15 protein-coding genes are annotated in these 20,155 nt (G+C 53.1%); 13 read left to right on the top strand and 2 right to left on the bottom strand.

Annotation, left to right across the window (positions count from 1 at the left end; translation table 11 throughout):
- Positions 1 to 54: 54 nt before the first annotated feature.
- From J7I43_RS19660 to J7I43_RS19635, 6 genes are all read left to right on the top strand, one after another.
- Positions 55 to 555, top strand: coding sequence for a discoidin domain-containing protein (locus tag J7I43_RS19660; protein WP_209147567.1), 501 nt, complete (start codon positions 55 to 57; stop codon positions 553 to 555).
- Positions 556 to 592: 37 nt separating this feature from the next.
- Positions 593 to 1,696 carry a PKD domain-containing protein gene (locus tag J7I43_RS19655; RefSeq protein ID WP_209147566.1) on the top strand — a complete coding sequence of 368 codons (1,104 nt, stop codon included), beginning with the start codon at positions 593 to 595 and terminating at the stop codon, positions 1,694 to 1,696.
- A gap of 31 nt (positions 1,697 to 1,727) precedes the next feature.
- Positions 1,728 to 4,832: a SusC/RagA family TonB-linked outer membrane protein gene (locus J7I43_RS19650; RefSeq protein WP_209147565.1), complete on the top strand. Its 3,105-nt coding sequence runs from the start codon at positions 1,728 to 1,730 to the stop codon at positions 4,830 to 4,832.
- Positions 4,833 to 4,843: 11 nt separating this feature from the next.
- Positions 4,844 to 6,559, top strand: coding sequence for a RagB/SusD family nutrient uptake outer membrane protein (locus J7I43_RS19645; RefSeq protein WP_209147564.1), 1,716 nt, complete (start codon positions 4,844 to 4,846; stop codon positions 6,557 to 6,559).
- Positions 6,560 to 6,636: 77 nt separating this feature from the next.
- Positions 6,637 to 8,085, top strand: coding sequence for an alpha-L-fucosidase (locus J7I43_RS19640; protein WP_209147563.1), 1,449 nt, complete (start codon positions 6,637 to 6,639; stop codon positions 8,083 to 8,085).
- 107 nt (positions 8,086 to 8,192) lie between these two features.
- Positions 8,193 to 8,774 (top strand): hypothetical protein, encoded by a 582-nt coding sequence (locus J7I43_RS19635; RefSeq protein WP_209147562.1) that lies wholly within the window; start codon positions 8,193 to 8,195, stop codon positions 8,772 to 8,774.
- A gap of 65 nt (positions 8,775 to 8,839) precedes the next feature.
- Here J7I43_RS19635 and J7I43_RS19630 read toward each other — a convergent pair whose 3' ends face one another.
- Positions 8,840 to 9,661 (bottom strand): phytanoyl-CoA dioxygenase family protein, encoded by an 822-nt coding sequence (locus J7I43_RS19630; protein WP_209147561.1) that lies wholly within the window; start codon positions 9,659 to 9,661, stop codon positions 8,840 to 8,842.
- Between the two features lie 125 nt (positions 9,662 to 9,786).
- Between J7I43_RS19630 and J7I43_RS19625 the strand changes: the two genes are divergently transcribed.
- Positions 9,787 to 10,647, top strand: a complete 861-nt coding sequence (locus J7I43_RS19625) for an AraC family transcriptional regulator (RefSeq protein ID WP_209147560.1) — start codon at positions 9,787 to 9,789, stop codon at positions 10,645 to 10,647.
- Positions 10,648 to 10,649: 2 nt separating this feature from the next.
- On the opposite strand, the gene J7I43_RS19620 is transcribed toward J7I43_RS19625, so the two are convergent.
- Positions 10,650 to 11,216 carry a dihydrofolate reductase family protein gene (locus J7I43_RS19620; RefSeq protein ID WP_209147559.1) on the bottom strand — a complete coding sequence of 189 codons (567 nt, stop codon included), beginning with the start codon at positions 11,214 to 11,216 and terminating at the stop codon, positions 10,650 to 10,652.
- Between the two features lie 327 nt (positions 11,217 to 11,543).
- On the opposite strand from J7I43_RS19620, the gene J7I43_RS19615 reads away from it, so the two are divergent.
- The 6 genes from J7I43_RS19615 (at position 11,544) to J7I43_RS19590 (ending at position 20,026) form a co-directional block, all read left to right on the top strand.
- Positions 11,544 to 11,999, top strand: a complete 456-nt coding sequence (locus tag J7I43_RS19615; RefSeq protein WP_209147558.1) for a nuclear transport factor 2 family protein — start codon at positions 11,544 to 11,546, stop codon at positions 11,997 to 11,999.
- A gap of 70 nt (positions 12,000 to 12,069) precedes the next feature.
- On the top strand, positions 12,070 to 13,782 hold the full coding sequence (locus J7I43_RS19610) for a GMC oxidoreductase (RefSeq protein ID WP_209147557.1): 1,713 nt from the start codon (positions 12,070 to 12,072) through the stop codon (positions 13,780 to 13,782).
- A gap of 69 nt (positions 13,783 to 13,851) precedes the next feature.
- Positions 13,852 to 14,493: a DNA alkylation repair protein gene (locus J7I43_RS19605; protein ID WP_209147556.1), complete on the top strand. Its 642-nt coding sequence runs from the start codon at positions 13,852 to 13,854 to the stop codon at positions 14,491 to 14,493.
- Positions 14,494 to 14,698: 205 nt separating this feature from the next.
- The gene (locus J7I43_RS19600; RefSeq protein ID WP_209147555.1) at positions 14,699 to 17,245 is read left to right on the top strand and encodes an eCIS core domain-containing protein; all 2,547 of its coding nucleotides are present in this window, start codon (positions 14,699 to 14,701) and stop codon (positions 17,243 to 17,245) included.
- Positions 17,246 to 17,274: 29 nt separating this feature from the next.
- Positions 17,275 to 17,769 (top strand): hypothetical protein, encoded by a 495-nt coding sequence (locus J7I43_RS19595; RefSeq protein ID WP_209147554.1) that lies wholly within the window; start codon positions 17,275 to 17,277, stop codon positions 17,767 to 17,769.
- A 595-nt stretch (positions 17,770 to 18,364) separates the two neighbouring features.
- Complete coding sequence (locus tag J7I43_RS19590; RefSeq protein WP_209147553.1) at positions 18,365 to 20,026, top strand: RICIN domain-containing protein; 1,662 nt, start codon at positions 18,365 to 18,367, stop codon at positions 20,024 to 20,026.
- The last annotated feature ends 129 nt before the right edge of the window (positions 20,027 to 20,155 follow it).

The following is a 20,155-nucleotide window of genomic DNA, read 5'->3' as shown; positions in this document are numbered from 1 at the left end:
CGCATACTTTTTAAGCAGACATGTTAAACAACCAAACATCAATTCACTTCAGTTATGAAAAAGAAATTGTTCTACGCAGCGGGGATCATCGCCTGCTCGCTTTCCTCCGGCCCGTTGTTCGCACAGGTAACGGACATCACCGGCAACGGCGGCACAAAAAAAGCACAGTTCGTTCCGGAAAAAATTGAAGAAGACGCGGACAAGCTGTTCGACAACAACAAAAACACCAAGTATTGTTACGGCTTCTCCAGCAACCTGTGGATACAGTACCAGTCGCCCGAACCGGTCATTGTGAATCAATATGCCCTGTCGTCTGCAAACGACGTACCCGCAAGAGATCCCAGGAACTGGAAACTGCTCGGGTCCGTCGACGGCAAAAAGTGGGTTAAGCTGGACAGCCAGGCCAAAGAAAGCTTCGAAGAAAGGATGGAGACAAAAGTATATTCCTTCGAGAATACCACTCCCTACACCTATTACCGGCTTCAGATCACTTCCAACAACGGCGACCAGGCCACCCAGCTGTCTGAATGGCGCCTGTTTTACGAAAAAAAATAAACGGAGACCGCTCTCCACTTACTTAAATAAAGACTGTATGAAAAAGATCTTTACTGCAATATCCCTGCTTTTGTTTACCGCGGGAATATTGGAATCGTGCACCAGGGGAATAGATGTTTCCCCGTATTCGCGGGTAGTTGCCGTTGCGGATTTTACGGCCGCTATCCAGGCTCCCAACAACCTTACGGTGAAGCTGGCCAACAAATCGAAGAACGCAAAAAACATCGCCTGGGATTTTGGTGACGGCAGCCCCGTTTCGGACGAAGCGGAGCCCACGCATACCTACGCCACGCCCGGAGATTATACGATCACCCTGAAAGTAACCAGCGTTACCGGCGCCGAATCCACCAAAGAACAGACGGTAACCACCAAACCGGTGGACATTATCCCGCAGATCAATTTTTCTTATGCGGAAGACCCGGGCAACCCGCTGAAAATAAAGTTCACCAATCAATCCGTGAACGGCATCTCCTTCACCTGGGATTTTGGCGACGGAAGCCCTGTTTCCACGGAAGAATCGCCGGAACACCTGTATGCGGCGAACGGCAGGTATAACGTGGTGCTGACCGCCAAAAGCACTACGGGCAACGAGAATACGAGAACGATCAGCATCAGGGTGCCGAAGCTGACGGTGCCGGAAAAGATCACGATCGCCAACCCCGGTTTTGAAATGGACCCCAAGGACAGTTACGTGGTTACAGGCTGGGAACCGGTGAAGATAAGTTATCCCGGCAGCCCGGGATGGGGCGGCTTTTTTATCGCGGAAAGCCCGAGATCCGGCACGCGCTGCCTGCTTTTCTGGACGCCTTCCGTAGACCCGGGGAACGGGCACAAATACGAGCTGGCTTACGTAGGCTCCGTTACCCAGCAGATCACCGGGCTGGAAGACGGCAAATACACGTATAAGGTCTGGATCAGTTCCAGCGATATGGAGGGCATGTACCTGGTGGCCAATGGCGGCGGGGCGGAAGTAAGGAAGGCCGTAGGCAGCAATAACGGCTACACGCAGCTGAGCATCGATTTTACCGTAACGGGCGGAACGGCCAGGATCGGTTTTATGATGGACAGGCCGCAGGATACCGGGGATAACTGGAGCCCGAATTTCCAGGCGGATGATGCCGAGCTCTGGATCAACCCGTAAAAACATTTTTCGCATTCATCAAAAAACGATTATGAAAAACAGATTAGCCGCATTTATATTTTCCCTTCTCGTTATTGCCGGCTGCGGCCAGGCACTGGCGGCCGCAAGGGGAACGCTTCCGGCAAACGCCGCGCCGGTGGCGGATATTACCGTGAAAGGCACGGTTTCCGAAAAATCGGGGAAAGTGCCGGGCGTTACCGTATTGATCGAAGGTTCCAATAAACATACTATCACGGACGAAAACGGGAACTATGCCATTACCGTACCCGCCAACGGCGTGCTGGTATTTTCCATCGTGGGTTATAAAACCCAGCGCATACCCGTGAACAGCCGGGAGCGCATAGACGTTACCATGGCCGAAGAGGTGCGCGGGCTGGACGAAGTGGTGATCAAAGGATATACCTCGCAGACGAGGGCGAACCTTACCAGTGCTATTTCCACCGTTTCGGGAGACGAGCTGAAACAGACCGCCACCTCCAACCTCACGAACGCATTGGCAGGGCGTGTTACCGGCGTGCTGGCCACCACGCAATCCGGCCGGCCGGGCACCGGCGCCTGGATACAGATCCGGGGCCGAAGCTCGGTGAACGAACCGGGGCCGTTGATCCTCGTAGATGGCGTGGTGAGAGAAGATTTTGGTAATATAGACGCGAACGACGTTGCCAGCATTTCCATCCTGAAAGATGCATCGGCCACGGCCGTATACGGCGCCAGGGCCGTGGGAGGCGTGATACTGGTAACGACCAAACGCGGGCAGATCGGCAAGCCGTCTATCTCCTACAGCGCTTCCACCGGCATTGAAAGGCCCACGAAATACCCGGATATGATGACCGCCTACGAATACGGAACCGCCCGCAACCAGGCGCAGCTGAACGCCGGGTTCGACCCCAGCAATCCGTCGCAGGCCAGCAAATTTTTTACGGCGGAACAGCTGGAAAGTTTTAAAACGAACAGCACGGACTGGTTTAGGGAAACCTTCAAAGGCAACAGCACGCTGAGCCAGCACAACCTGTCCGTAAACGGCGGCACGGAAGCGGTGAGCTACTTCGCGTCGCTTGGTTATACGGACCAGCAGGGCATGTGGGACCAGTACAATTACCAGCGGTACAATCTCAGGAGCAACGTAGACGCGCGGATCAGCAACACGCTGAAAGTAGGGCTGAACATCGACGCGAGCAGGGCCAACACCAACGCCGCAGGCCTCGACGCGTACCCGATCTTTATGCATGCCATACAGGCCGCGCCCATCTACCGGCCGTACAATACATCCGGGCAGTTCAACTATCTCAACGGCCAGCCCAATCCCGTAGCCGAAACCAGCGAAACAGGGTACGACAGGAACCGCATCGAAACATTCGGCGCCACGCTCAATGCCGAACAGAAGCTGGACGTGATCACAACAGGCCTCAGCCTGAAAGGCACGGTTTCCATCATCCGGAATTCCACCTTCCATAAAGTGTTCAACACGCCTTACATGGTGTATAAAGACAATGGGGAAGCCAGCCTCATCAACGTCAACAACCTGAACAAAACGCAGCTCGACCAGAATGTAAGCGAAGCCAACCAGCTTACCGTAAACGCCTCGCTGAACTATGCGCGGCAATTCGGGCGGCACAATGTTTCCGCGGTGGCGTTGTACGAGCAGCTGGAAAACAAAGGTTTTATGATGGGCGGGCTGAAGCGCGACTTCGTATCGTCCATCAAAGACGAATTGAACGCCAGCGGGCCTTTGGAGCAGTCGCTTTCCGGCACGTCCACCATCGGCGATGCGCGGCGGTCTTTTGTAGGGATACTGAACTATAGTTACGATAACAGGTACCTGCTGGAAGCGTCCGCCAGGAGAGACGGCTCTTACCGGTTTGCCGAATCCCAAAGATGGGGGCTGTTTCCCGCGGTATCGGCAGGCTGGAGAATTTCGGAAGAATCTTTTTTTAAGGAAACGAAGGCTTTCGATTTTATCGACAACCTGAAACTGCGCGCTTCGGTAGGCGAAACCGGGAACGACAAGATCTCCTCTTTCCAGTTCATGGATTCCTATACCTACATGCAGGGAAAATATCCCAACATCTGGCCGGATTTTTTTCCGCCGGTAATAGAGAACGAATCGCAGATCAACCTCGTTTCCGGCGTTTTCCCGAATTATAACCTTACCTGGGAAAAACTGGTTTCGAAAAACATCGGTTTGGACGCAACGCTTTTCAACAACCACGTGGGCATAGAAGCGGATTATTTTTTCCGCACCACCAGGGACATGCTGCGGCCGCGCATTCTGTCCACCCCCGCCACATTCGGCCGCAGGCTGCCGGATGAAAACTACGCGGAAATGAAAAGCAAAGGCGTGGAGGTAACGCTTTCGTACCGCGGGAACGTCAATTCTTTCGGGTATAATTTCCGGGTCAACTTTTCGTACGCCACCAACAAACTCACCCGGCTGGACGTGCCGGAAGGCATAGCAGATTACCAGAACAGCCTGGGCCGCCCGCTGAACGCCATGGTGGGGTATGTGGACATGGGCCTGTTCCAGAACCAGAAGGAGGTAGACGACTGGGTGAACCAGTTCGGCTCCAAACCCAGCGTGGGCGATATCCGGTATGCAGACATCAGCGGCGACGGGGAAGTGACCGAAGCGGACCAGACGCAGATCAGCAATAATTCCGGCGCGCCGCTGATGGTGTTCGGGTTTTCTTCCGAGCTGCGCTGGAAAAATTTCGACGCCAATATTTTCTTCCAGGGAGCGGGCAAACGCACCATCATGCTGGGCGAAGAAGCGATGGTATTTTTCAGGGCGGAAGTAAACAATAGTTTTGCTTATCTTAATGATTACTGGACGCCGGAGAACCCGGGCGCGAAATATCCGAGGCCGACGATAGATTACAGCAACAACAACTCGCGCGGCTCCACCTTCTGGATGAGGGACGGCGCTTACCTGAGACTGAAATCCGTCAACCTCGGCTACTCTTTCGGCACGCTTCCATGGATGAGAAAACGCGGCATGAAACTCAGGGTGTATGCGGCGGGCGCCAACCTGCTCACCTGGAGCCCGTTCAAGGAGTTCGATCCCGAACTGGGCGATGGTACGGGCAGATCTTACCCGCAGCAGCGAAACCTTTCGTTGGGCCTTAACTTTTCATTCTAAAGACTGTATTTATGAAACATATATCACTGAACATATTGCTCCTGGCCTTTGCATCGCTGCTTTTCAGCGCCTGCAACAAAGACCTGCTGGACCAGAACAACCCGGACGCCATTACATCGATAGACCTGTGGAAAGATCCCAAACTGATCGGCCTGTACCTGAATACGATCTATGGCGACCGGCCGGGCTGGAACTATAATTTTTACGACAACATTGCAGACGATTCCCGCAGCAACTGGACCGGCAACGAGCCGAACAACCACATTTACGACCAGTGGGTAGACGGGGACGTAGGCGGTTACACCGCTTACTGGAAATACGAGGAAGTGGTAAGGATCAACGATTTCCTCGCCAACATCGATGCCGCGCAGATGGACGAGGCCACTAAAACCCGTTACAAAGGCGAGGCGCGGTTCATGAGAGCTTTTCTTTATTTCGAAATGGTGCAGCGTTATGGCGGCGTGCCGTTAATTACCAAAGTGCAGCATATTACGGACGATTTGAGCGTACCGCGGAACAGCCTGAACGAATGTTTCAGGTTCATCATCGCCGAGCTGGACCAGGCGGCCACCGAGCTATCGCCGGACGCGCCCAGGGGAAGGGTTGGCAAAGGCGCCGCCATGGCCTTGAAAGGACGGGTGGCATTGTATTGGGCAAGCCCGCAATATTTTACGACAGACGATAATGCCCTGTTTAAAGATCCGGAAACGATCAATTCCAATACGCAGGGCGCCGGAGCGGCCGAACGCTGGAAAGCCGCGGCAGACGCCAGCCAGGCGGTAATGATGCTGGAGAAGTACGATCTCAATCCCGATCTGAAAGCGCTCTGGCTGGACAAATCGGCCAATAACAAAGAACCCATATTCGAGGTGCAGTATAAAAAGGGATTCAAATCCCACGGCCTGGACGCACTGGTGAAACCGCCTTACCTCGGCGCCGGCGACGGCGGGCAGCGTTTCCCGCTGCAGGAGCTGGTAGATGCTTTCCCCATGAAAAACGGGAGGCTGATCGGGGAGCCCGGCTCCGGCTACGTTGCAGGCGATCCCTATGCGGGCCGCGACGACCGTTTTTATGCCGCTATCGGTTATAACGGCGCCAAAGCCTGGGGGAACAAAGGAGGCGCGCTCACGCAGATCACCCTTGAAACCTTCGAGGGCGGCCGCGATTACGGAAATATGGATGCCGGCAATACCCTTACGGGATATTATACGTTAAAAGCACTCGATACGCAGAACATCAATTATTCTTACCGCGCGGGCTCAGACCAGCCGTGGCTTGAAATCAGGTATGCGGAAGTGCTGCTTAATTACGCCGAAGCGGCCAACGAATACATGGCGGCGCCTGACCAGTCCGTTTACGATGCCGTCAACAAAGTAAGGACCAGGGCAGGGATCACTCCGGAATTAACAATGGGCAGCCTTTCGAAAGACCAGATGCGCGACCTGATCAGGAACGAACGTTACGTGGAATTCTGCCTCGTGGAGCAAAAGCGCTACTGGGACCTGAAGCGCTGGGGAATAGCGTATGAAAAGCTGAACAATGTAAAATACCATAGCGTGTACATCACGAAAACCGGCAATACCTATACCTATGATTATCCCGAGCGGGACCCGCGCCCGCTCAAGTTCGACAAAAGGATGTATTGGTTCCCCATCCCGGGCTCGGAACTTACCAAAAATCTCAAGCTGACGCAAAACCAGGGCTGGCCTTTGCCTCCCGGCCGGTAACAGCGTTCGTTTGTTGAAATATCCCCGCGATTATACGCGGGGATATTCATCTGCACCTTTTCAAATACTCAAAACTTATGATGAAAAACATACCCTTCCTTTGCGGCATGCTGATGCTGCTAAAGGCGCAAATGTTATTGGCCCAGGCGCACGGGATGTCTGCCACCTACCAGCCCCCGGCGGACCCGGCCGTTCGCGAAAAACTCGCCGAATGGCAGGAAAGAAGATTCGGCCTGTTCATGCACTGGGGCGCGTATTGCCAGTGGGGCGTAATTGAAAGCTGGACGTTGTGCCCGGAAGACGAGCCTTTTATTGGCCGGGGAGGAGCGCAGGGAACGGATTATTTTGCCTACAAAAAAGCCTACGAGCAGTTGCCCGCCACGTTCAATCCGGTGAACTTCAACCCGGAAAAATGGGTGGCGGCGGCAAAAGACGCGGGCATGCGGTATATGGTGTTCACCACGAAACATCATGACGGGTTCTGCATGTTCGATACCCGCGAAACCGATTATAAGATCACAAGCACGAATGTGCCGTTCTCTTCCAATCCCAGGAGCAACGTAACCCGGGAGATTTTCGAGGCATTCAGGAAGGAGCAGTTTATGATAGGCGCTTATTTCTCCAAACCAGACTGGCACAGCGACGATTACTGGTGGAAATATTTTCCGCCCAAAGACCGCAACCCTAACTACGATCCAGCAAAATACCCGGAGCGTTGGGAAAGGTTCAAAAAGTTCACCCGCAACCAGATCGGCGAGCTGATGACCGGTTATGGCAGGATCGACATCCTCTGGCTGGACGGCGGACAGGTGCGGCCGGTGCAGGTAACGGGAAAAACGGGCCGCGACGGCTCTCAATACTACAACCAGGACATCGATATGCCCGGCATCGCCGCCATGGCCCGGCAGCTGCAGCCGGGCCTGATTATGGTAGACAGAACGGTGGCCGGCGAATATGAGAACTACCTTACGCCCGAACAGGAAGTGCCGGCCCGGCCGCTTCCTTATCCCTGGGAAACCTGCATGACCATCGGCAACAGCTGGAGCTACAATGCCGGGGACAAATTCAAGACCAGCCGTCAGCTGGTGCAAACATTGATAAAAGTAGTATCGAGGGGCGGGAACTTTTTGCTGAACATTGCGCCGGGCCCCGACGGCGACTGGCGCCCGGACGCTTACGGGCGGCTGGCCGATATCGGCAGCTGGATGAAAATCAACGGCGAAGCGATATACGGATCGGAGCCCTGCGCGCCTTATTCGGAAGGGAATATTTTCTTTACCCGGGCCGTAAAAACAAACCGCGTATATGCCTGCTGGCTTTCAGAAAATGATGAAGTGGCATTGCCCGCGGAAATCACTGTTTCGGTTGAAGCTATAAAAGGGAAGGTAAAAAACGTGACGTTGCTGGGCAGCGCGGCGTTATTGCGGTTTTCGCAGGAAAAAGATAAGATCGTTATCAGAATCCCGGAAGCGTACAGAAGCAGCGGGCAGCTGCGGTATAGCGCGGTATTCAGCATCGTGTATTGATTTCCGTTTTCCGTAAACTGAAACCCCTCATCCGTTAATCCGTTCCTTTACGGCCGTTTAACCTTCCTAGCTTGCGTCCATAACATCACCCCATCAACCTTTACAACATGAAAAATACGCTGGTATTATTTGCGTCGGTTATCGTGATCGCCCTGGGCGCATGCAAAAAAGAAGGCCCCGCCGGCCCCGCCGGGAAAGACGGCAACGACGGGAACGCCAACATCACGGCAAAAAAATTCATGACCATGGCCTCCACCTGGAAATACCCCGGTCATTATGCGCTCGATTACGGCAACAACCAGGTGAAACTGCATTTCAGCAAATACATCACCGTGGAAGCTCCCGAAATTACCAAAGACGTGATCGATAACGGACTGGTGCTGGTATATATGATCCCGAAAGGCGTGCACAACTGGATGCCGCTGCCGTTATCGTTCCAGGCGGCGTCACCGTCTGACGTGGTGCATAATTTCGCGTACGAATACCGCCAGGGCACGCTGACCATCCATTATTACTGGACGGCCAACACCACCGGCAAACAGGTGCCGGACGGCCTGGAAACCACGCTGATGCCTTTTTATAATTTCCGGTATGTGGTAGCGTCGGGCATAGAGGCCGGCCTGCTGAAATCTTCCGCCGCAAACCTGCAGGACCCCGTAGCCGTGGAGCAGGTTTTAAACAAACGCTGATATCCCGTAAAAACAAAAGCCGCCCTGATCTTATGATTCAGGCGGCTTTTTTATTTTGTAGATTTTCACAGCACCAGCGGGTTCAGCTCCGAAGCGGCCGGGCCGCCCACGGGCAGGCCCATCAGCCAGGTGGCATGATCATTTTGCTGCCATTTGTGTTTTGGCGCGGCGATCTTCGCATCGCCCGCGATATAAATCACCGTCATTACTTCACGCATATCCGGCGAATGGTTGCCGGGCGCGTTGTGAATGGTATAACCGTAATGCCAGGTAGCGTCGCCCGCATTCATGGTAGCGGCGCGGGTAACGGGGAACTGATGTTCGGCCACATATTCATCGAACGCATCGTTGGATTCATCGGAAATTTCATAATCAAAAACAGCCCCGTTGCGGTGCGATCCGGATGCAAAGGTGAGCATGCCCATGTTCACATCGATATCTACCAGCGGCATCCACATGGTAACGGTATTGGGCGTATCGATCGGCCAGTAGTACTGGTCCTGGTGCCATGGGGTAGGGCCGCCGCCGGGCTCTTTGAACAGCGCCTGGTCGTGGTAGATGCGCACATTGGGCACGCCCATCAGGTCCGCCGCTATTTTTGCAAAACGTTTGGCCATCACGAATTTTTTCACCCGTTCGTCTACCCGCCATAAATTCATGATCTGCAGGAACGCTTTTCCGTAAGTATCTCTTTCTTCCATTTTCCGTTTCTCCGTATTGTACCGGTTGGCGGCATCGGCGATCACGTTGCGGTAAGCGGCCACTTCGGCGGCGTTCAGCACATTGGGCGTAAGGATATGCCCGTTTTCGCGGAAAGAAGCCGCCTGTTCTGGCGAAATTTCCCGGAAGTCGTTTACATCCGGCAGGGTGGAGGTGAGCGTATTCATACTGGCAAGTTTTGATAGAACGAAGTAAAGCATCTGCCGGCAGGAAAAGAACGGTTAAATTGGTCATTTATTGGGGTATTTTATCCATTCTTCCCCGTATTGTTTATTTTACAATAAAAAAGGCAATGATCAAAGCCGCTTATGAAGTATTGCAGCCGGCAGGCAATCATTCTTTCCTGGTAAGAACGTTCGGGAAAACGGGTTTTGCCGCGCCATACCATTTTCACCCGGAATTTGAGCTTACCTGGATCGTAAAGGGGAGCGGCAAACGGTACGCCGGCAACAACATGGCGGATTTTTCGGAGGGGGACCTGGTACTGCTCGGCCCTGAAGTGCCGCACTGCTGGAAGCTGCACCCGGGCGTGAAAAACGCGCGTTCCGTAGTGATCCAGTTCACGGCGGATTTCCTGGGGGAAGGTTTTTTCTCCCGGGCCGAGCTGGACCAGATCCGCAAACTGTTCCAGCGAAGCGGCAGCGCGATACAGTTCGTAAAAAGAACGCCCGCGCTGGTATATGAAGCCATACAGGCGCTGACGGTGGGAAAGGACAATTTTAAAAACCTTGTCCGTTTGCTGGAGATACTGCAGCAGCTGGCTGTTTCAAAAGAATATGTTTTGCTCGACCGGCAACGCCTGACATCAGCACTTTCTCCCGCCAACCAGGCGAGGATCAACCTGGTATTCGCCTATCTCGTGGAGCATTTCAGGAAGGAGGTTTCACTGAACGAAGCCGCAGCCATTGCCGGCATGACGCCGAACGCCTTTTGCAAATACTTCAAGCGCATCACCCGCAAAACTTTTATGGAAACGGTGACCGACTACCGGGTGAATTATGCGACCCAGCAGCTGGTGCAGTCGGATAAGACGATTACTGACATCTGTTTCGACAGCGGCTTCGGCGATATTTCCCATTTCTATAAAATGTTCCGGTCGAAAATGCAGGCGAGCCCGCTGCAATACCGCCGGCAATTCGGGGCGCATCTTTGATATTACCGGTTCGTGTAGTGCAGGGTAACGACGCCCGAGCCCAGCGTTTTAGATTCCCGCAATTTCAGATTGCTCATCTGTGTATTGCTGTCGAACAGGCTGATGCCTTGCCCTAATATTACGGGATGCAGGGTGAGTTTGTATTCGTCTATCAGCCCGAGATTCATCAAGTTTTTAGCGAGGCCGGGGCTGCCGAATATTACCAGGTCTTTGCCGGGCTGCTGTTTCAGTTTGTTCACTTCTTCCACGACGTTGTTTTTGATCAGGGTGGTATTATTCCAGTCCGCGCTGGCCAACGTGGTCGAGAAAACTATTTTGGGGATTTCCTGCACCCATTTCGCATGTGCCAGCGAAGGCCCGCTTGCCTTCGGGTCGTTCAATACGGTGGGCCAATAACCTTCCATCAGGTGATACGTGTTTTTGCCATACACCGGGGCGCCTACGGTTTTGACCAGCTCGTCCGCGAATTGCTGCAGCTCGCTGTCGTAAGTCAAAAATCCAAGACCGCCGTTGGTATCGCCGGCGAAACCATCGAGTGACATGTGGGCAAATAAGACCAGTTTTCTCATTTTTGATTGCTTTTTGATTTTGTTCTGAATGGTAAATTCCAATATACAAAACTATCGCCGGCTGAGGGAACTATCGATGGGGGTTGGCGACAATCCAGGGGGGCGATCATGCCAATTGTCTTACTTTCATGCATATGAACAGTTTGAAACTTACCGCTGAAAAAGAAACACTGTTAACAGAGATCGCTGATGACCTGCGGCAGCTGCAATTGCCGTTGAGAGCCAGTTCAGTTTGAGTTTTGATACTGGATAAGCAAAGGCGGGAAAATTTCATTTGCTTGCAACTTCTTATGTAAATTCACATCTTATTCAACATAACTCTAAATTATGAAATTCTTAACCTTTCTTACCATTTTGATAAGCATCGCGACGTTGGCTTGTGGGGCGCAAGAGGTCAGAAGTCTAAAGGAAACTATCATCCGTATGGACAGCATATTTTTCAAGGCGTTTAATGATTGCGACACGCTTAAATCGAAAGCAATGTTTACAACAGACCTTGAATTTTATCATGACCATGGGGGCCTTACAAGGTATGAGGAAAATAACGCCTCAATCCGGCATCGTTGCACACAGGAGTATACCGTGAGACGCGAACTGGTGCCGGGTTCAATGGAAGTGCACCCAATCAAGGACTTTGGCGCTATTCAACTCGGCGCTCATCGTTTTTATTATACGCCGAAGGGTGGAAAGGAAACTTTAGATGGTACTTTCCGTTTTGTTCATGTTTGGAAAAATGACAATGGTGAGTGGAAGATCGCGCGGGTTATTAGCTTTGATCATTAACTGAAAGACCTTTACGTGGGACTTTTTATTTAATTTCAAACTGAGACACTACCAAAACGTGATATATTTTATGCAGGCAGGCACAACCGTTAAGCGCGAGGAAATAACTTCTTTCGACGCCATCGTTGTCGGCAGCGGCATCAGCGGCGGCTGGGCTGCCAAGGAGCTATGTGAAAAAGGGCTCAAAACACTGGTGCTGGAACGGGGCAGGAATGTCGAGCACATCAAGGATTATCCGACCGCTAATACGCCCGTTTGGGAATTTAAACACCGCGGCGCGATACCGAAAAAAGTATTGGACGCTAACCCCATTATCAGCAAAGCGGCGGGATACGACGAATCCACCGCGCATTTTTTTATAAAGGATGCGGATCATCCTTACATCCAGGAAAAACCTTTCGCATGGATCAGGGGGTACCAGGTAGGCGGAAAATCGCTGACCTGGGGGCGTGCCTGCGCGCGCTGGAGCGAGATGGATTTTACCGCGCCGCACCGCTATGGATACGGCATCGAATGGCCGATCGGTTACAACGACATTGCTCCCTGGTATAGCCATGTGGAGAAATTCATTGGCGTTTGCGGCAGCAGCGAAGGAATAACCACCATGCCGGACGGAGAATTCCTGCCGGCTTTTGAGCTGAACTGCGTGGAACAGCATTTAAAGGAAGTGCTGGCCGACAAATTCAACCGCCATTACGTATCCGGCAGATGGGCGCAGGTGACCCGGCCCAACGAGATCCAGCGGGAACAGCACCGGGTATGCCTGAGCCGGAACCTTTGTATGCGGGGTTGCCCGTACGGGGGATATTTCAGCTCCAATTCATCTACGCTTCCATGGGCGGAGAAGACCGGGAACTTAACGGTAAGGCCTTTTTCCGTGGTGCATTCTGTTCTATATGACGAGCAAACCGGGAAAGCGACGGGCGTAAAAGTGATCGACGCGCGCACGAAAGAAGAGACCGTTTTTCATGCAAAGATCATCTTTCTCAACGCCTCCGCCTTAAATACAAACCTCGTTCTGTTAAATTCCGTTTCCGGCCGCTTTCCCAACGGATTGGGGAACGACAACGGGTTGCTGGGGAAATACATTTGTTTTCATAATTACCGCGCAGGAATGAGCGGGGAATTCGATGGCTTTGAAGACAAGTATTACCAGGTTTCGAAACCGGCGGAATGCATTATTCCCAACTTCAGGAACGTGCATGAAAAAGATACGGATTTTGTAGGCGGTTATGTGATCTTCAGCGGCGGTTACCGGGAAAGATTAAGTGACAAAAATATTCATCCCGCGATAGGGGCTTCGTTTAAGGAAGCGATCAGCGAACCGGGTAAATGGGGCGCATACATGTACATGCAGGGCGAAACCATACCCAAAGCCGGCAATCATGTAAGGCTGAGCAAAGATAGAAAAGACGAATGGGGGATACCTTTACTGATCACTGCCGTAGATTATGACGACAATGACGACAAGATGGTAAAGGATTTTATCGCGCAGGGAAAAGCGATGTTGACGGCAGCCGGCGCGAAGAATATTGTAGTGAATGAAAACCGCCAGCCGCCTGGGCTGGATATACATGAAATGGGAGGGGTGCGAATGGGGAAAGATCCCCGCACTTCGTTACTGAACGGATGGAACCAGCTGCATCATTGTAAAAATGTATTTGTTACCGACGGGGCATGTATGACCAGTACCGGGAACCAAAGCCCGTCCATCCTCTATATGGCATTCACCGCGAGGGCAGCCAATTATGCGGTGGAGCAGCTTAAAAAGGGAGCGCTGTGATGTTGCCGGAACAAGCTGCAATAGTTGAGCGTCATTACCAGTCTTCCCGGAACAAACCAAAAGATCACCATGAAACTCTCTTCCAAAACAGAAAACATTTTAGGTCAAATCGATACCAACACTAAACTCGGAGACTTACGGACAATTGCCAAGCTTATAAAAACGGATCACGACCTGGCTATGGAATTATGGTCGACCGGTAAGCTCTTACCAAGGCTATTGGCGATCTTAATTATGGATAATAAGCGTGTTGCAAAAGATCTGATCAATAAGCTCGACAAGGATATGCATACCCATCCGTTTGATGAGCGAAATCAGCTAGCGGACTGGTTCATGGCCAACCAACTCATGAAAAACAAGAAAACGATTGCGCTGATCGAATCGTGGGAAAACAGCCTTTCGGCGCTGCAAAGGCGGGTATTCTGGTATTACCAGGCCCGCTTAAGATGGACAGGGCAAACGCCGCCTGCCAATACCGCGGAATTATTAACGAAGATAGAAGCTAACATTGCCGGGGAGGAACCGGTAGTTCAATGGGCAATGAATTTCACCGCGGGCTGGATCGGTGTTTACGAAAAACAGTTTCGAGGCCGGTGTATCAGCATAGGTGAAAAAACAGGGCTTTATAAAGGTGAAAAGGTATCAAAAGGGTGTACGCCTGGTTATTTGCCGGAGTTCATCGCCATTGAAAGCAACAAGCGGAATTTATAATGGATGGCTTAAGGTCTTTTAAAGATTTACAAAGGTTGGTATTAACTGACAGGAGAGGGGTTTAACGAGGTCCGTTATCCTTTGAAAAATGATCTTTTTTCCTTAATTTACATATACCGCACTAACCCTTCGGGCCCTGCCCGGACATTGACCCCAATACCGGCAACCCTTATGCCGGCTTTATGTACTTTAAAAATCCCAGTGTATGAGAACTGAACCCCAAAGAAGTTCCTCAACCGTTATTCATGCAAGATCTTTTTTTGGCAGGAGCAGCCAGGCGGGACCTGATGTTTCCAGTCAGCAAGCGCCCCCGCCCTTTTTCAGCCCGCATACCATTCAGCCAGCGCTGGAAATAGGCGCCGCCGGTGACCCTTACGAACAGGAAGCGGATGCAATGGCTGATAAAGTCGTGCGGCGCATGATCCATCCCGGCCCGCCGGTAACGCCGGCGGCGGAACAGGCGGCGGATGAAGAAATAGTGCAGGAAAAAGAAGCGGCTCCCCCTTTTCAGCTAAAATGCGCGACATATGACCATGGAGAAACAATGCTGCAGGAAAAACCATCCCCTCCGCCCGTGCAATTAAAATGCGCCGCCTGCGAACACGAAGAATCGTTGCAGCGGAAAGAAGAGAACGACGAAAATGCAGAGGCAGACAGAAGGCTGACGTACGACGACGATCCTACGCCGGTGCCATTCGGGAGCATACAGCGCAAATGCGCCGCATGTGAGGAAAAAGAGAAATTGCAACGCCATCCCGACACCTCCGGTCACGATACGGCCACTGCATCTCCGTCCCTTGAAAGCCGGCTGGCAACTTCGGGCGGAAGCGGCCAGGCCCTGCCCGACAGCCTCCGGCAGTCCATGGAATCGGGATTTAATGCGGACTTCAGCGGCGTAAAGGTACATACAGACGGCCAGGCAGCGCAAATGAACCGGGAGCTGGGAGCAAAAGCATTTACGCACCGCAATGATATTTATTTTAATACCGGCAGTTATAGTCCGGGCAGCCTACCCGGCCAGAAGCTCATTGCACATGAGCTTACGCATGTGATACAGCAAACCGGCAATAAAGTGCAGCGGAAAAAACATTCCGTTCAGAAAAATATGGTACAGCTGGCTCCGAATGTAACGGCAGTGAACGCTCCCGCGGAGATGCCCGCCAACCAGGGCAGCCGGGTGAGGCTCACCGCAACGGCAGCGCGCGGCACGGCTATCACCTGGAGCTTCCAGGGTGCGAACCGCGGTGCCGTGCTGGGGGCGGGCACGGCCCGCAATAATACCGTTACAGCCCCGGCAGGCAGTACCGGTGGCGCGGTAACCGTGAGAGCCGCCGATGCCGCTAACGCCGCAGATTTTGCGGATACCGTTATCAACCTGGTGGAGATCAGGCAGCCTACTTTTACTTTCTTACCGCCCATGCCCGCCTTTGCCCCGCCAAGGACCATGGATGCTTCCGTTTGCAACAATACCGCTACGGCAGCGGTAATAACCGCTCCCGCCTTGCGGCCCGTTACCTGGAGCATACGCGGGAATGCACGGGGCGCAGTGATCAACGCCGCTACCGGTGTGGTTACACCTTCCGCCAGGCAAACAGGCCAGATCACCATCCGTGCTACGGATAATGCGCTGCCTGCTGCGTTTAACCAACAAACGCTGAACATACAGGCCTTCCCCACAGGTATTGCCGCCACCACTATCGGCACTTTTCCCATACCCCCGGCCCAGGGCGGGCCGTATGGCGCCATCTACCGGCACAGTTTCCGGAGTTCCGGCGGCAATATTGCAAACGTTATGATCACTGAAAGAGTTGCCTGCGGCAATGGCCCGTTCGGCTGCGCAGGGCTGCCCGTATTGCCGGGCAACCTCAATGCGCCTGCCGGCGCTTTGCAGGATATTATCGGTACGCCCCGGGGGATAATAAATGCCAATAACTTCCTGCCTTCGCCTCCTAACCCCGGATTGCCCCAGGTGATGAATACACCGCAGACATTGTATTGGCGTAGCGACCAATGTTCACCAGCTCCGGCGGCACCACCGGCTGCGGCTCCGGGAGACCATTGGGTGCCATTCGTGAACGTGCCTATTACCGCGACCCTTTCCCGCGCAGGCGGCGCATTACGGTTCCAGACGGTAGACAATGGTTTGGCCACTTTGCCTGAACCATACACCGGCGCTCCGCTTGCAGCCGCTCCGGCGCCGGCGGCATCCGTATGCCCTCCGGGCACGGGCGTTTCCAATGTAAGGTTCGCCCCCGCGCCCATCGCGGCAGATGCCAGCGCGCTTACCACCACGGCAGCCACGGCAACCGTGCAACCTCCGGGATCGGCCATTACCTGGTCAACCCCCGGCCCGGCCCTCGGCGTTACCATCGCCACACAGGGGAATCCCGGCCTAATCAGGCCAGGGGGCATAGCAGGGCAGGTACGTGTGCGCGCAGCATTAACCGCCACACCCGGCTGTTTTGCAGAAGCCTTCCTGCAGCTGCGGGAAGTAACGGCCAATTCCATTGTCTTTGCACCGGCTACGCTGGCCAGGGGCGGCGCCACTACGAGAGCAACGGTAAACATGGGGCCTTCCGCCAGAACGGTGAACTGGGCCATCATCGGTAATGCAAGAGGCTGCGTTATCGCCAGGAATGCCGACAATTCCGCCACGATCACATCCGCCGCACAGGTGGGCAGAATTACCGTGCGCGCCACCGATCAGCGGGATGCGACCAAGTTCACGGAAACGTCCTTAGTTATTGCCTAACGATCATTATCACTTCATATCATCCGCATATGGCAAATGAATTGACGCTGACCATCCATATCGCCCAACGAACATACCAGCCGGGAGAAGATATCTGGCTGGAAGCGACCCTCCGCAACAACGGCGCGGCAACGTTGCTGGTGCTTCCATTTTTAACACTGCCTGCCAATGACCCGCATAAGAATACATTTTCCGTCCGGATTACGGACAGATCGGGAAAACCCATTACCCGGACCAGCAATATCCTGACAGGGCGCATGTTATACGTACCGGAACCTGTTGCAATACTTCCGGGCGGGTATTTACAATACACCGCGCCGGTAGCCGGAACATTTGACGGCAAGGCACGCTGGGTAGCCGGTGAATTGTATGATGCCGGAAATGAATACACAATTGTAACGCCTGGTTCATACAGCGTTAGTGCAGTGTATGAGATCACCGAACAACACATTTACGCACCCGGCGCAGGTGAAATATGGCGGGGAAGAGCCAGTGCAACGCCTGTTGAAGTAGTGATCGGGTAACTGCCTGCCATAAACGAAAAGGAGCTGTTTCAAAAGAAGGAGAGGGCTCATTGACCCACCGCATCGGCGGCCTGTTATATAATTGTTTCCCGTTTCCCTTTCTGTACCCGGAACACCCGGTTCTTTCAGCGTGTTTTCCGCTGTAGGGAACAGCGATGTCTTTTTAGTTTCTGGGATGTTATTTCAATCAAAAATTACAAAAATGGCTGGAATAACGGTATTTCATTAAAAAATGGGAGATACCTGAAATACAAATCGTCACAAGCTGCACGTTCATTTTCTTAGACGTTTTTTGATGTTGCGTTAATTGACGTTTATCACTTCAGGAAGCTATATGCCTCTTCTTCATTCAGGCCGGTGAAGGAATGGCAGGCGTAATACCAGACGATATTTTTTCTCTCCCGGTAGCGGTATGCTGGCGCCAGCGTGTCTTATTCCTGAAGTATCCTGCCTGATTTTCGCCCCGGTACGTGAACTGATACAATACCGCAGGATCAGCCGATAACCGCATCCGTCATATAACACCCGTAAAGTTATCCGCCGGCGCCTCGCCGAACGCCCTTCGTTTGTTCATCTTCACCAATAAACACGTACTATGAAAAAACAAATCCTTTCCATGTTGTGTTGCCTGCTTGTTATGGCCGCCTGCCGGCAGCCGCTGACGGACGACCCCGTTACGCTGGACGACACAAAACTATCCGTAGCCCTGCTGGCTGTGCCCGATTACGCTACAGTCACCATTACCAACGTTAAAAGCGGCAAGTACCTCGAAACAGGAGGGAGCCCAACGCTCAATGAAAAATTCAAAGACAACGCACAGCTGCAGCAGTGGCAATTTTCCGGTCCTGCCGGCCAGATGGATAACTGGCAGAAATGGCATGTGATCTACCGGACCACCGTTGGCGGCGTAAAGTATTATCATATCCGGAACCTGTACAGCGGCAAGTTGCTGGATGTTCCGTCGGGCTCCGGCACAAGCGGCACCATCCTGCAACAGTACGCCGCATTTCCCCTGCCGGCCGACCAGCAGCTCTGGCGCATGCAGGACCTCGGCAACGGGCAGTACAAGATCTTCAACAAAGGCAACGGGCTGGCGCTGTCTGTTCAGGGCGGCTCCACTGCAAACGGCGCGAAGGTGATACAGGAAACTTCAGTGACCGATACAAAGCAGCAATGGACGGTAAATTCCATTGCGGTGGATACCTGGCGCGACGATGAAGTGGTGCGTTTCTTTCACCGCAACAGCGCCAGCCTCGGTTCCGCCGCATTCGACCAGGGCAATACGATCCCGCTGACCTGGAGCGGCAACAACGGCAAGGTGTTGTGGGTAACGCAGGATGCATGGGACGGCTCCCAGGTGCAGCCGAACGGCATGTTCAACTGCGGGGCATTTCACAGTTACAGCAATTCCGTATTCATTCAGCCTTCGAAAACGAACTGGAACCCCAATGACGCGCCGAACATGACGATCACTACCAGCACTTCCGGCAAACCGAAGCAGATCTTCAATATTCAGCCCGGCACGGCCTGGACCTGGTCCGGCCCCGGCATCGAGATCGGCGACAAAGTGTATGTGCAATGCGGGGAAGGCAATGGCCTGAATGCAACAGGACAATCGCTGTACCGGCTGACGCAGAGCACCGGCACGCAGTGGGTGTCTGAGCGTTTCGTGCCGAATGGTTTCAGCGGTACGCCCGTGATCAATTATTCGACAGGCATGGTGAAGCCGGGCGACGGATACGTATATGCATTCGGCAGCGAAGGCATCAGCTTCAACTATGAAAGTTACATTCACGTTGCGCGTTTCCCCGTGAACAATCCGCTGCAATGGCAATATTACAACGGCAGCACCTGGACCAGCAGCCCCAGCCCCGGCGCGGCGGCGAAGGTAACGACCGGCAAGGGCACCAACAGCGTTGCGTACCTCAATGGCAGGTATATCCATATGACGATGGACCAGGGTTTCAACTGCGAAACCACCCGGAACATCTATATCTCCACTTCCAGTTCGCCCATCGGCCCGTTTACCCCGCCCGTGAAAGTATATACGATCCAGGAATATTTTAAAGGGCAATACGCACGGTATTACACGCCGGTTGTGCACCCGGAGTTCGACAACGGCCGGCAGGAACTATTGCTGACGTACTGCCTCAACTTCTCCGGCTGCGGGCTGGAAAGCTGTGAGGGCGCCTGGCTGGACCCGTACTATTACCGTGTGAAGGCGATCAGGGTGCCGTATGGGAAGATTGGGCTGTAGGAGAGCCGTTCGTTCAGTTTAAGTGTTTAAAAAAGCAAAGCCGGGGAAAAGTAAAGCATACTTTTTCCCGGCTTTATAGTTCAACCCGGAAAAATAAATTTGCGCAACCAGATAATTGCACGTATATTT

The sequence above is a fragment of the Chitinophaga chungangae genome, from assembly GCF_017742215.1.
Lineage (GTDB): Bacteria > Bacteroidota > Bacteroidia > Chitinophagales > Chitinophagaceae > Chitinophaga > Chitinophaga chungangae.
The sequence above is the reverse complement of the archived record's forward strand: the minus strand, read 5'-3'. Positions and strand labels throughout refer to the sequence as shown.